This is a genomic window from Roseibium sp. RKSG952 (assembly GCF_009711355.1).
On the sequence record NZ_SMMF01000961.1, the window covers coordinates 174315 to 187864 of the forward strand.

The following is a 13550-nucleotide window of genomic DNA, read 5'->3' on the forward strand; positions in this document are numbered from 1 at the left end:
TTTTGTTTGAGAATCTTGACAAATTCACCGTGCCTCGATGAGACGTTGTATATGAGCGAAGACAGTCCAAAACACCGTCGCGTGACGGCACAAACAGTGGCCGACATGGTTGGCGTATCGCGATCCGCGGTTTCTCGTGCCTTTACGCCAGGCGCTTATGTCGATGCGCAGAAACGAAAGCGGATACACGCTGTTGCGGCAGAGCTTGGATATCAGCCCAATGCATTGGCTGCCGGGTTGCAGGGCGGTCGGTCGCGACTGGTTGCCATATGTGTGGGCAATATGCGCAGCGCTTATGACACTGCTTTTGTCAGCCGGCTCGTGGGAAAGCTCAACGGAATGAAGCGCTGGCCCATTCTCATTGATGGCAGCGACAATAACTCCAGATCTGCGATCGAAGATGTATTGCGGTATCCGCTGGACGCCCTGATTGTCAGAGGCGGCAGCATGTCTGCCGAGATGGTTGGGCAATGCACCAAGCTGGGTATTCCGATGATATCGTCAGGCCGCCCGATTGACGCGCCCGGTGTCGATAACGTTTGTTGCCGGAATGCCGATGGCACGATGATGATGACACGGATGTTGCTGGAAAAGGGGCGTCGGCGTTTTGGGTTCATCGCAGGTCCTCAGGACTTTTATTCTTCGGGTGAGCGGCGGAATGGAGCTGTGAGTGCTCTGGAAGAAGCTGGTCTGGAACTGGAGGCTGAAGTACAGGGAGACTACACCGTTGAAGGTGGTTACCAATCGGCATCGGAAATTCTAAAGAGGGCGCCTGGTATTGACGCATTGATTTGCGCCAATGATGCGACGGCTTTTGGGGCGTTGTCCGCAACACAAGACAACGGGCTTGATATTCCCGGCGATATTTCAGTGGTCGGATTTGACGATGTGTCGATGGCAAGCTGGCCGCAAATGTGCCTGACCACAGTTCGCAATCCCATTAACGCATCAGTCGATGAAACCATTGCCTTGCTTGAGCACCGCCTGACCAATCCGGGCAGAGCATCGCAGACTGTGTTTGTTGATCCGGAAATCGTACTTCGGAAGACCCACTAAGCACTGCTCCGCTGCGCAGCATGTCAGCTTGGAACGAGGCGACAGTACAGCTAAGAGTTGATCTGTGCCAATCTGCAATCGGCAGACTTCAGCTTGTCTCAGATGGCAATGGGTGTCGCATCTCACTTCAATACGCCAGAGGTGCCATCTCTGCCGGTAGGTTCGCTGCACTGTGCCCATGTCTTTGCTGACAAAGGGCATTTTCTCGCGGATGCTGGTGTGGGAACTTGCTTTTCTTCGACGTTATGCAGGTGTTGTTTCGCCGCAATCACTCGATGGGACCATTTGACAATCACGGTTGCGCATCTTCTAACATGTGTTGTAACAGCCGACCAACTTTGCGTCTTGGATGCCGGAGGTATAGCCACTGCCGAGGTCACCCACAGACTCGCGGCCAGAGTGGAGATTGACTAAAAGTGATATCAAAGTGATACAGCTGGGCGCGCATCATGGACGTTGTAACAGGCGTCAATCATCCGGATAAAGAACGATAGTCGAAGCCTTCTTTCTTGCAGGTATAAGAGGGTTTTTACGAGAAAATTTAATGTACTGCACCCGAAGTGGAGGGTCCTGTGAAAGTTACACAAACCGAGTTGCCCGGAGTTCTGTTGTTAGAACCCGCCCGTTTTGGCGATGAGCGCGGCTTTTTCTCAGAAAGCTGGAACCGCAAAACGCTGCTCGCTGAAGGAATCGACATCGATTTTGTGCAGGATAACCATTCACTTTCAGCGACCGTGAATACTGTGCGGGGGCTGCACTTTCAGTCACCTCCACATGCACAGGCCAAACTGGTCCGCTGCGGTCGTGGCCGGTTGTTCGATGTTGCTGTCGATGTCCGTAAGGGGAGCCCGACCTATGGCAAGTGGATCGGGGTTGAACTCAGCAGTGAAAACGGCAGGCAGTTGCTGATACCCGAAGGTTTCCTGCACGGCTTTGTCACGCGCGAACCTGATACCGAAATCGTCTATAAATGCACAGATTATTATGCGCCGGAATGTGACGGGTCCGTTCGTTTTGACGATCCTGATATCGGGATCGACTGGGGTCTGACGGCTGATGCTGTTCTGTCTCAAAAGGACAAGGATGCGACTTTGCTGAAAGACTTTGACAGCCCATTTGAATACGAGGAACGAACATGAAGCTACTGATCACCGGCGGCGCAGGGTTCATCGGTTCAGCTGTTGTGCGTTTGGCCATCAGCAGGGGCCATGAGGTTATCAATCTTGATGCGCTGACTTATGCGGGGCGCCTCGAGAATGTAGCGCCAGTAGCGGACAGCCCGCTTTATCATTTTGAACAGGCCGACATCAGAAACCGGGCTGATTTGGATCGGGTTTTTGCAAAGCATAGCCCAGATGCAGTGATGCACCTTGCCGCTGAAAGTCATGTTGACCGTTCTATTGATGGTCCGGGCGATTTCATCGAAACCAATGTGACCGGCACCTATAACATGCTCGAGGCTGCGCGCAGCTATTGGGTGGGGCAGGGGCGCCCAGACGATTTCCGCTTCCATCATATCTCGACGGATGAGGTCTATGGCTCGCTTGGTGAAGATGGAATGTTCACCGAAGAAACCCCGTATGATCCGCGCAGCCCGTATTCGGCATCAAAAGCATCATCCGATCATCTGGTTCGCGCCTGGCATGAGACTTACGGTCTGCCAGTGGTTCTGACCAACTGCTCCAACAACTACGGTCCTTACCATTTCCCCGAAAAGCTGGTGCCGAAAGTGATCCTCAATGCCATTTCCGGCAAAGAGATACCGGTTTACGGTCAGGGATTGAACGTTCGTGACTGGCTTTACGTCGAAGACCACGCAGACGCGCTGTTGTGCGTTCTGGAAAAAGGCAAGCTTGGTCGCAGCTACAATATCGGTGGTGAAAACGAACGATCCAACATCGAGCTGATAGAAACGATCTGTCGGTTGCTGGATCAAAAGCGCCCGGGTTCGGAACCTTATGAGAAGCTGATCACCTTTGTCACCGATCGCCCGGGTCACGATGCCCGTTATGCGATTGATCCCGATCGTATTCGCACCGAGCTGGGCTGGCGCCCGTCGGTTACTGTCGAGGAAGGTCTTGAGCGTACCATCGATTGGTATCTGGCAAACGAGGACTGGTGGCGTCCGCTCCTGGATCGCGAAGGCGTTGGCACAAGGTTGGGGCACGGCTGATGGCTGCTCCACTCCTCGTATTCGGCAAAACCGGACAGGTTGCGCATGAACTGACTTCGTTGGCGCCCGACGCGGTATTCCTGCCCAGATCTGCTGTCGATCTGTCAGATCCCGAGGCTTGTGAAGCGGCAATCCGCCAACACACGCCGCGCGCAGTGATAAACGCGGCTGCCTATACTGCCGTGGACAAGGCCGAAGAAGAAGACGCACTCGCTCATGTCATCAATGGCGAGGCACCTGTCGCCATGGCGCGTGCAGCCGCCGCGCTTGGTTGTCCGCTGGTACATATTTCTACCGATTATGTCTTTGACGGGCAGGGTGAGACCCCGTGGTCTCCGATCGATCCGGTGAACCCGCAAAATGCGTATGGCCGGTCCAAATTGGCAGGGGAGAAAGGTATCGCCGCTTCGGGCGCTACATATGCCATTTTGCGTACGTCCTGGGTGTTCTCGGGACATGGCAACAATTTCCTCAAAACCATGTTGCGGCTTTCAGAGACGCGCGATGCGTTGTCGATTGTGGATGACCAGATCGGTGGACCAACGCCAGCCCGCGCCATTGCCCAGGCCTGCCTGGCGATTGCCGAGCAGCTATGTGAAGATTCCGGCAAGAGCGGGATCTACCATTTCTCTGGCGCGCCCGATGTCAGCTGGAAAGATTTCGCCAGCGAGATTTTCAGCATTGCCGGTCGCACCGTTGATGTCACCGGGATTCCGACGGCGGATTATCCGACGCCTGCCACCCGCCCGATGAATTCGCGCATGGACTGCAGTACGACTGAGGCCGTGTTTGGCGTGCCACGTCCGGATTGGCGCGATGCAACACAGACCATTGTTGGACAACTGCGGCAGAAGGGTGAGATTTCATGAGCGCCTTCTCAAAAATCCGATTAGCCTCAAGGAGCGAAACGTGACAGATCGCAAAGGTATTATTCTGGCCGGTGGTTCCGGAACACGGCTGTATCCGATCACAATGGGCATCTCAAAGCAGCTTTTGCCGCTCTATGACAAGCCCATGATCTATTATCCGATTTCGGTGCTGATGCTGGCTGGCATTCGCGAGATTGCGTTAATCACCACGCCTCAGGATCAGGAACAGTTCAAGCGGACGCTGGGGGATGGCAGTCAGTGGGGCGTTTCTCTGACATATATCGTACAGCCATCGCCTGATGGTCTGGCGCAGGCGTATCTGCTGGCAGAGGATTTTCTGGATGGTGCGCCCTCCGCTCTGGTTCTGGGCGACAACGTCTTTTTTGGTCATGGATTGCCGGATATTCTGGCAGAGGCTGACAGTCAGCAAGACGGCGGCACGGTGTTTGGCTATCACGTGACTGACCCTGAGCGATATGGTGTCGTCAGCTTTGACGAGAACGGCTCGGCCGTGGAGATCATTGAAAAGCCGGAAGTGCCCCCATCGAATTATGCGGTGACAGGACTGTATTTCCTGGATGGCGATGCGCCAAAGCTTGCGCGTGAGGTGAAGCCGTCTGAGCGGGGCGAGCTTGAGATTACCACTTTGCTCGAGATGTATCTGGAGGCTGGTAAGCTGACCGTTAAGCGGATGGGGCGCGGTTATGCCTGGCTCGATACGGGCACTCATGCCAGTTTGCTGGATGCCAGCAATTTCGTTCGCACACTTGAGCAGCGACAGGGTTTGCAGACCGGCTGTCTTGAGGAAATCGCCTTCAGTCAGGGATGGATCAGCGCAGATGACATCGCAAAACGCGCTGAGATGTTCAAGAAGAATGCATATGGCCGGTATCTGGCTAATCTGAATGAGCCAAACTAGTCCGTGCCGTCGGGGCGGATTTGGTTGCTAAGTACTCAATAAGGCCCGCAATTTTTGCGGGCCTTTTTTGATAATCCGCAAGGACTGCAGATCTGGTTTGTCGTGATGGGTTCTGTCCTGGTTGCCCCTCCTGAAGGCAGCTACGGATCCAGTCACATCGTATCTTTATTTGTTGCTTCTGCTGACGTGGTCAGTTCTGACTGCAGAACTCAGGTTCTTGTAGCCAATGGGGTGTTAGTTTTCCGAGAACTTGGTGACCTATTGAACTTTGGTGACGGCTGTGCGGCATGGACACGTGCCTGAATTCAGGTTCTTCTGAAACAATACTGATTATCGTCAATATTGACAATTTACTGTGACCAACTATGTTTAACTCTGACAAATGATGGAATTTCGATGCCGCGACCAAGTTTGAAAACACAACGTTCCGAGGAAATTCTGAACGCGTATATGACGTGTGTTGCACGTTTTGGGCTTGAAGGTGCCACGCAAGAAAGAATTGCGGAAGAGGCGGGAGTAAAGCGCCCTTTGCTGCGTCACTATCTGGGCAATCGAGATCAAATGATCGAGGCGCTTAATGAGCATGTGGTCGGGACATTCAATGCACTGACGGGAGAGCTGGATCAGGTATTGCAGTACATTGAAACCAGCGATCAGTTGGTCGAAGTCCTGTTCGCCAGCGATGGTGCTATCGATCCACGACTGATGACCGTTTGGCAATCTCTGACTGCATCCGTTGGGGATTACCCGTCCCTTGCTCAACCACTATTGGAGACCATGGTGCGGTTTTTGGCAGTGCTGGAAGAGACATTGAAACGAACATGCCCCGATGCAGATGCCGAGCGCGTTCGCGCTGTGGCGCAGGGCGTATCTTCGATTTTTGTATCATTTGACTCTCTGTCACCCCTGAAACCACCAGAGACATGGCGCGACGAGCTGAAAAGCGCGGCCCTCTTGCTGACAAGCAGTCTGGAACCAAAAAAATAGAGCTTTGGCATATCAAAACACATGTCATCGATCCTGGCTGAGGAGCCATTAAATGACCCGAATGTACCACCGTCTGCCGGTTGAGGCATACACCTCACAGGATTGGTTTGATGAAGAACAACGCCTGATATTCTCGCGGACATGGCGCTTTGCCGGGCTGGCCGAGGACGTTCCTGAGCCCGGGCATTATATCTCGGTGCAGGCGGGTCTGAACAATATCTTTATCGTGATGGGGCGGGATCGTCGTTTGCGCGCGTTTCACAACATTTGCCGCCATCGCGGCACTCAGTTGATCCGCGCGGTGGGCAAAACACAAAAGGCTCTGACCTGCCCCTATCACGACTGGACATATGACCTGGAAGGCAACCTGATTTCGGTGCCAGATGAGGCCAGAGAATTCCCGAACGGTGTTGACAAGAAGTGTTTTGGTTTGAAACCGGCGAGTGTCGATATCTGGCGGGGAATGTTGTTCGTACATCCGGACCCAGATCCGCCATCTCTGGCAGAATGGTTTGGCGCGGTTGACCCGTATCTCGGACCTCACAAACCGGAAGAATTGGTCGAATACCCGGATTCAGCCAGCTCGTATGAGATCAGGGCGAACTGGAAGATCGTCGTCGAGAACTATATCGATGTCTATCACCTGAGCCATCTGCATTCGAATACGTTGTATATGTATGATCACGCCAAGGCCGAGTATGGCTGGAAAGGTCCGCATTATCATTTCTGGGAACCGCCGGCGCCAGACTATGCGGAAGATCTGGAAAACAACCTGCCGTTTCCGCGTGTCATCCCCAAACCGCACACCGGCGCATGGGTGCCCATGTTGTTCCCGGGTATCGGTATTGGTGCGAGTGAGGAAAGCTGGAATCTGTTCATCATCACGCCATTGGCACCTGATCTGACGCGAATCCAGAACCGAAGCAAGCTGGCTAACGTCTCGGGCTGGGAATTCCAGAAGCAACAATGGAACAGCTGGGGCTTCTGGAAGGGTTTTGGTGGGCCCAAATACGAAGGCGATGACGCCATGGATGAAAACGATCCGATGGCGTCGGGTGATTTCACCGCCGAGGATATCTATGCCTGTGAACAGCAGCAGAAATCCCTGTATAGCCCGTATCTGGAAATCGGGCCTTCCGCCGTTGGCGAAAGTCCGATTACGAACCATCAACAGGCAATTCTGGATTTCATGAAGGCGCAAGAGGCGTCTTGAGGTAACTGAAATACTGCGAGTTTATCAGGCTGATTGTTCAACTCGCTTTGTTGCCGGTCTTGAACTTTAGATGGGGTAGCCATGATACTGTTTTTTCTTTCTAACCTGATCTTTCTGGCCAGCTTTGTCTGGTTGATGCTGAGCGGTGCCGGCCTTGTCATGTGGGCGGGGTGGGTTGTCGCCTGGTTTGCTGTCGACTACGCGGTCATGTGGATTACCGGATATGAACCGCCCAACTGGATCTGGGGCGCAATTCTCGCGGTGCTGGGCGGCCTTTGGGTGATGTTAGGTGCAGGATACGTTGCATGACAGCCGCATTCTTCAAACTGACTGTGAGTGACATTCGTGAGGAAATTGGCGGTGACGCGACAAGCGTAATCCTGACCGTTCCGGAAGAGGCGTACGATCAGTTTCAGTGGCAGGCGGGGCAACATCTGCCGTTGCGGTTCATGATCGACGGGCAGGAGCATCGCCGCTGTTACACGATCTCGAACCCGCCGGGTGAAAATCTGCGTATTACCGTCAAACGAACCAAAGGTGGTGTGGTTTCAAACTATGTGGCTGATCGGCTGGCAGTTGGCGATATCGTTGAATCTCAGAGGCCGGATGGACGGTTTGTTCTTGAACCGGGACCGTTGAAACGACGCACGCATTATTTCTTTGGTGCAGGCAGTGGTATCACCCCACTATATGCGATGATCAATGCAGTACTGACTGATGAACCTTATTCGGTTGCGTATCTGATTTATGGCAACAAATCCCACAAGAGCATCATCTTTCACGAAGAACTTGATGCACTGGCGGCAGAATACCCTGAACGTTTCACTGTTCGGCACATTCTGTCCTCGCCTTCGATGTGGACCTGGTTTTCACCATGGCGCTCTGGTCGGGTAGATGCCGAGGCGATCGCGGCTGCGATCGATGAGACACCGCCAGTCGCGCAGAACGTACAATATTGGATCTGTGGACCAGGGGAAATGAACAAGGCAACTCGAGCTGCATTGCTGGCGATGGACGTGCCTGACAACCGTATTCACTTGGAAAGCTTTGGTGGCGCAGGCGCCATTGACACAACGGTCAAAGGCATCGCGGCAACAGCTTCGATTACTTTGGACCGTCAGGAGCATACGGTTCAGGTTGCTGCGGATCAAACCGTGCTCGAAGCAGCCCTCGCTGCGGGTTTGCGTCCAGACTATAGCTGTCAGTCGGGCGTTTGCGGAAGTTGCAGGGCGAGGTTGAAAAAGGGCAAGGTCCATATGCGTGCGCAGATGGCCTTGGATGACGAAGAGATCGCGCGCGGAGAAATCCTGACCTGTCAAAGCGTTGCTGAATCGGATGCGCTTACAATCGAGTACCCCTAAGTTTCGGGCTTGCGGGTGAGTGGTTTTCGGTCGTCCTGATCCAGAATCCAACATTGGGTGCCTTCGAACACGGCGGCAGTAAGCGCATGCCCGTATCCAGCACCCGTATCCAGATTGATCCGGTTGCCATGATGTTCGGGCATGGCAACATGGGTATGACCATGGACGACGACTTGGGGGTGTGGCTCGCGGTAGGTCAGAAACTCGTCGCGGATCCAGATCAGATCGTCGGGATCCTGTTGATCCAGTGCGATACCGGGTCGAATACCGGCATGCACAAACAGAATCCCATCTTCCTGATGAAAGGACTTCAGCCCTGCCAGAAATTCCAAATGCGCTTTAGGTACGGCGTTTCTAGCCTGGGAATGTACCTGATAGATCCGGTCGCCTTCAGCAACGTCCATCCCATAGGATTTCAGCGTTTCGATTCCTCCGATCCGGGGGTGAAGCCAGTGGTATCCGACGAATAGACGGGCATCGTTGCGAGGATATTCTTCCATGAACATGGAACACATCTGATCGTGATTGCCGCGCAGGAAGATCCAGTTGCGACCGTCTGCCTGTCCGCGCAGCAACAGGTCTATTACCTCACGGCTTTGTGGCCCGCGATCCGTGTAATCGCCCAGAAAGACAATCCTGGCATCCGCTCCGCCGTCCTGTTCAATCCGTACCAATGCCTCCTGCAGCATCTCTAGCTGGCCATGGATATCTCCGATGGCGTAAACGGGATTGGGTGCCAATCAATCGTTCCTTTCTGGCCTAAACTTGCGCTAATCAGCCCATTTGATTTTGAAGTCTTCGCGGAAGGCAAATCGTATCAGATGGCTCTCAATCACGTCTTTCCATTTTGTGATGTCACCCCGATGGCCGGTTTCAGCCTGAATATTCAGATGGATGTCGTCAGCAGTCATTGAGACCCGATAGCCATCGGCGAACGACACGCTGCCCTGATGCGCATCAAACGACGCTTCGGCCTTATGGGACCAGTGCTTGCACAATTGCTGCAGATATTTGCTGGCCGAACCGGTCTGGGCGACACCAGACGCTGTTTGGTTCGGCAATAGGGCAAGCGCGTCATCCGCCGACTTGCGTATTGCATTGGCAAACAAGGTCACATCAATGCTGGTGGCTACAAATGTTGCACCCAGATCCAGACATTCACACTGCAACACTGGATCAAGTGTCAGAATACCTGCAGCTTTACCTGATGCTACGATCCGGCGTATCGCGTCCTTAACAGCCTTTATTACGTCCGGATGACCGGCCTCACCGATATGTCCCATGTCTGCTGCGAGATCTGATGGGCCGATGAAAACTCCGTCAACTTCGGTCGCCAGAATATCGTCCAATGCGTCCAGACCAGCACGGTTTTCAACCTGGACCAGCAGGCAGATCTGTTCGTCGGCCGTTTTCAGATAGTCAGGGATCGCAGCAAAGCGTGATGCGCGTGCAAGTGCTGATCCGACACCCCGTACGCCATGTGGCGGATATTGTACGGCCCGAACCAGGTCTCGGGCCTGTTCGCCGCTTTCGACCATCGGCACCAGAATGTTCTGAACACCCGCATCAAGATACTGTTTGATCATCCAGGTTTCACCGACCGGCAGACGAGCGACTGGCGCATTGCCCGAACCTTCGATCACACGCACCTGGTCAAGGATCGAGCGTAGATCGTTGGGTGCGTGTTCTCCATCGACCAACAACCAGTCAAACCCTGCGGTCGATGCGATTTCAGCAGCATAGGCATTGGCCATCCCGATCCAGCATCCAAGTTGAGGCTGACCTGCTTTCAGAGCGGCTTTGAACATATTCTTTGGCGCGGGCATGTGTGGCGCTCCTTCAGGCGAAGTTGATATCGACCGATCCGAACGGTCCGAAATCCGCGTGAATCTCGGTGCCTGACGGGCATTCTACGGGGCGAATGAAGCTGCCAGATAGTATGACCTGACCGGGTTCGATGCTTTGACCGTATTGCGCCATGCGTCGTGCCAGCCAGACAACGCTTTCAACCGGATCGTTGAGTACACCTGCACCCAAACCGGTCTCTTCAATCTCACCATTTCGGAACGTCAGCGCCCCGACCCAGCGCAAATCAAACATATCGATGGCGTGTTGTTCGGCTCCCAAAACGATGCCCGCGTTGGCAGCATTGTCACTGATCGTGTCAAAGACGGTCCGGGATTTACCTGTTGCAGGGTCTACCCGCTGAATGCGCGTGTCGAGGATTTCGATTGAGGGCGCAATGTAGTCTATTGCGGCAATTATATCGTCGCGCGAAACATTTTCCCCGCCGACGGCTGACTTCATGACAAAGGCGATTTCCGCCTCGATCCGGGGCTGAATGAACCGGCCTGCAGGCACCGTAGCACCGTTTTCAAACGCCATGTCATCGAACAGAATGCCGCTGTCGGGGATGTCGATGTTCAGCGCGTATTGCATTGCCTTCGAGGTAAGCCCGATCTTCCATCCGATCACCTTGCGCCCTTCGGCCAGTTTCTGGCGATAGATGGCGTTCTGTACTTCATAAGCATCGTCCATCCCCATTTCGGGGTGGCGCAGCGTGAGCAGACCGAGCTGCTCGCCCGTGCGTTCGGCTTCCAGCAGATCTGCTGCGGCACGGGCGTGATCTTCGGGTGTCATACCTGTTCATCCTCAACCGTGTTTCGCAAGGTACCGATCCCATCGACCGAGATTTCAACGACGTCACCCGGGGCAAGGTATTTGGGTGGGTCGAACCGTGCGCCGGCACCTGTGGGCGTGCCGGTGACGATGATGTCGCCAGGTTGTAGCGTCATGAAGGTCGAAATGTATTCGATCTCGCGCCGTATCGGGAACATCATGCGATTCAACGTGTCGTCCTGACGTAATTCACCATTTACGTGGGTTTGAATGCGGGCGTCATCCAGCTGCGCCGCATCGGTGAAGGGCACCAGCCACGGGCCAATTGCGCCCGAGTTGTCCCAATTCTTGCCTTGTGTGACGTTGAACTTGGCGTGCCGCACCCAGTCACGGATCGTACCCTCGTTGCACAATGTCAGTGCTGCGATGTGGTCATAGGCATCCACCTGCGAAATCCGCCGCCCGGCTTTGCCGATTACGATGGCCACTTCGCCCTCATAGTCCAGAGTGTGGTTCTCAGGCGGGCGGATCACAGGGCGGTTATGGCCGGTGAATCCGTTGGCAAAGCGGGGAAACAGCGACATGTATTTTGGCTGCTCACTACCATCTTTGTATTCGGCATTTCGGTCCGGAAAGTTTACCCCGACGCAAAGGATACGGCGGGCATCGGGCATGACCATTTCATAGGTGAAATCCGTGTGGGTAACCGGCTTTCCTTCTGCTGCACTGGCCAATTGGTCGAACTGACCTGCGGCGATCACTTCATAGAGGCTGCTGTGACCCGGGAAGGCGTCATTCAAAGCAATTGCCCCCTCGTCGGTGATTGCACCGAAGTAGGTTTCGCTGTTGGCGGTGTAGGTGGCAAAGCGCATCAGACCTCCTCGGCGGCGTCGATCCCGCCCATGCATAGGTATTTGAGTTCCATGAAGTCATCCAGACCATGGCGCGATCCCTCGCGGCCCAGTCCGGACATTTTAACGCCGCCAAAGGGTGCTTCGGCGGTTGAGATCAATCCGGTGTTGATGCCAACCATGCCATACTCAAGCGCTTCTGAGACGCGCCAGACGCGGGCCATGTCACGCGAATAGAAATACGAGGCCAACCCAAACTCGGTATCATTAGCTGCCGCGACGACCTCGGCTTCGGTGTCGAACCTGAATAGTGGTGCGACCGGGCCAAACGTTTCCTCATTGGCCACAGCCATATCCGGCGTTACGCCGGTCAGAATGGTGGGTTCAAAGAATGTGCCGCCAAGAGCATGCTGTTTGCCACCAAGCGTGATCTGAGCGCCCTTTGATGAAGCGTCGGTAATATGTTCGGTCACCTTGTCTACGGCGGCCTGGTCGATCAGCGGACCAAAAATGATGCCCTCGTCAAACCCGTTTCCGGTGGGCAGGGTCGCGACCTTGGCGGCGAGCTTTTCAGCAAAGGCGTCATAAACCCCGGACTGCACGTAAATTCGATTGGCACAGACACAGGTCTGGCCGTTGTTGCGGAATTTGGCGATTACAGCACCCTCGACGGCAGCATCCAGATCTGCATCGTCGAACACGATGAACGGTGCGTTGCCGCCCAGTTCCAAACCCAGTTTCTTGATCGTGGGCGCGCATTGGGCATAGAGCATCGCACCGATCTCGGTCGACCCGGTAAAGGTCAGTTTTTGCACGATCTTGTTCGACGTCATCTCGCCGCCGATGTCGCGGGCAGAGCCTGTGATGACCGAGAACAAACCGGTGGGCAGGCCCGCCCGTTCAGCCAATACTGCCAGCGCAATTGCCGAGAACGGGGTCTGGCTGGCGGGCTTCAGCACCATTGAACAGCCCGCTGCAAAGGCTGGCCCTGCCTTGCGCGTGATCATGGCGTTGGGGAAGTTCCATGGTGTGATCGCGGCGACAACACCGATGGGTTGTTTAATCGTGATGATCCGCTTGTCCGGCGCATGGCCGGGCGTGACGTCACCATAGGCGCGCCGGGCTTCTTCGGCGAACCATTCGATGAAGGAGGCGCCATAGGCGATCTCACCTTTCGCTTCAGCCAGCGGTTTGCCCTGTTCAGCAGTCAGGATCGCGCCCAGATCGTCCTGATGCGCGATCATCAGCTCAAACCAGCGACGCAGAATCTGGCTACGGTCTTTGGCCGTCCGCTTTGCCCAGATTTTTTGCGCGATTTGAGCCGCTTTGATGGCTGCGCGTGTCTCTTCAGCCCCCAGATTGGGAACATATCCAATGATATCGCCTGTAGCCGGGTTGGTCACGATCAAGCCGTTTTTGGCATCGGCCTCAATCCAGTCATCGCCGACAAGGGCTGCCTGACGCAGCAGCCCGGGATCTTTCAGTTCCAGCATTCCAGTCCC

The 13550-nt window shown here is 54.7% G+C and carries 14 protein-coding genes and 1 pseudogene; 9 read left to right on the forward strand and 6 right to left on the reverse strand.

Annotation, left to right across the window (positions count from 1 at the left end; translation table 11 throughout):
- Positions 1 to 51 precede the first annotated feature (51 nt).
- The 9 genes from E1297_RS43460 to E1297_RS43500 all read left to right on the forward strand — a co-directional run bounded on the left by E1297_RS43460 (position 52) and on the right by E1297_RS43500 (position 8578).
- The gene (locus E1297_RS43460; RefSeq protein WP_155149479.1) at positions 52 to 1056 is read left to right on the forward strand and encodes a LacI family DNA-binding transcriptional regulator; all 1005 of its coding nucleotides are present in this window, start codon (positions 52 to 54) and stop codon (positions 1054 to 1056) included.
- A gap of 572 nt (positions 1057 to 1628) precedes the next feature.
- On the forward strand, positions 1629 to 2195 hold the full coding sequence (rfbC, locus tag E1297_RS43465; protein WP_368669844.1) for a dTDP-4-dehydrorhamnose 3,5-epimerase: 567 nt from the start codon (positions 1629 to 1631) through the stop codon (positions 2193 to 2195).
- Positions 2192 to 3229: a dTDP-glucose 4,6-dehydratase gene (rfbB, locus tag E1297_RS43470; RefSeq protein WP_155149481.1), complete on the forward strand. Its 1038-nt coding sequence runs from the start codon at positions 2192 to 2194 to the stop codon at positions 3227 to 3229. The genes rfbC and rfbB overlap by 4 nt, the downstream gene beginning before the upstream one ends.
- Entirely contained in the window at positions 3229 to 4098 is an 870-nt protein-coding gene (gene rfbD / locus E1297_RS43475; protein ID WP_155149483.1) for a dTDP-4-dehydrorhamnose reductase, read from the forward strand. The genes rfbB and rfbD overlap by 1 nt, the downstream gene beginning before the upstream one ends.
- 40 nt (positions 4099 to 4138) lie before the next feature.
- Complete coding sequence (gene rfbA / locus E1297_RS43480; protein WP_368669845.1) at positions 4139 to 5017, forward strand: glucose-1-phosphate thymidylyltransferase RfbA; 879 nt, start codon at positions 4139 to 4141, stop codon at positions 5015 to 5017.
- Positions 5018 to 5413: 396 nt separating this feature from the next.
- The gene (locus E1297_RS43485; RefSeq protein WP_155149487.1) at positions 5414 to 6004 is read left to right on the forward strand and encodes a TetR/AcrR family transcriptional regulator; all 591 of its coding nucleotides are present in this window, start codon (positions 5414 to 5416) and stop codon (positions 6002 to 6004) included.
- 52 nt (positions 6005 to 6056) lie between these two features.
- Complete coding sequence (locus tag E1297_RS43490) at positions 6057 to 7217, forward strand: aromatic ring-hydroxylating dioxygenase subunit alpha (RefSeq protein WP_155149489.1); 1161 nt, start codon at positions 6057 to 6059, stop codon at positions 7215 to 7217.
- 81 nt (positions 7218 to 7298) lie between these two features.
- On the forward strand, positions 7299 to 7526 hold the full coding sequence (locus E1297_RS43495; RefSeq protein WP_155149491.1) for a hypothetical protein: 228 nt from the start codon (positions 7299 to 7301) through the stop codon (positions 7524 to 7526).
- Entirely contained in the window at positions 7523 to 8578 is a 1056-nt protein-coding gene (locus tag E1297_RS43500) for a ferredoxin--NADP reductase (protein ID WP_155149492.1), read from the forward strand. Before E1297_RS43495 ends, E1297_RS43500 begins: the two co-directional genes overlap by 4 nt.
- On the opposite strand, the gene E1297_RS43505 is transcribed toward E1297_RS43500, so the two are convergent.
- The 6 genes and pseudogenes from E1297_RS43505 to E1297_RS43525 form a co-directional block, all read right to left on the reverse strand.
- Entirely contained in the window at positions 8575 to 9318 is a 744-nt protein-coding gene (locus E1297_RS43505) for a metallophosphoesterase family protein (protein WP_209016344.1), read from the reverse strand. The genes E1297_RS43500 and E1297_RS43505 overlap by 4 nt on opposite strands.
- A gap of 30 nt (positions 9319 to 9348) precedes the next feature.
- Positions 9349 to 9693, reverse strand: a complete 345-nt coding sequence (locus E1297_RS50605; protein ID WP_368669851.1) for a DUF2218 domain-containing protein — start codon at positions 9691 to 9693, stop codon at positions 9349 to 9351.
- A pseudogene (locus E1297_RS43510) lies at positions 9673 to 10404 on the reverse strand (aldolase/citrate lyase family protein); the annotation flags it as partial. The pseudogene E1297_RS43510 and the gene E1297_RS50605, both read right to left, overlap by 21 nt.
- 13 nt (positions 10405 to 10417) lie before the next feature.
- Entirely contained in the window at positions 10418 to 11218 is an 801-nt protein-coding gene (gene hpaH / locus E1297_RS43515) for a 2-oxo-hept-4-ene-1,7-dioate hydratase (protein ID WP_155149496.1), read from the reverse strand.
- Complete coding sequence (locus tag E1297_RS43520) at positions 11215 to 12069, reverse strand: fumarylacetoacetate hydrolase family protein (protein WP_155149498.1); 855 nt, start codon at positions 12067 to 12069, stop codon at positions 11215 to 11217. Before E1297_RS43520 ends, hpaH begins: the two co-directional genes overlap by 4 nt.
- A complete protein-coding gene (locus E1297_RS43525; RefSeq protein ID WP_155149684.1) occupies positions 12069 to 13538 on the reverse strand; it encodes an NAD-dependent succinate-semialdehyde dehydrogenase in 1470 nt (489 codons plus the stop codon). The genes E1297_RS43520 and E1297_RS43525 overlap by 1 nt, the downstream gene beginning before the upstream one ends.
- Positions 13539 to 13550 lie beyond the last annotated feature (12 nt).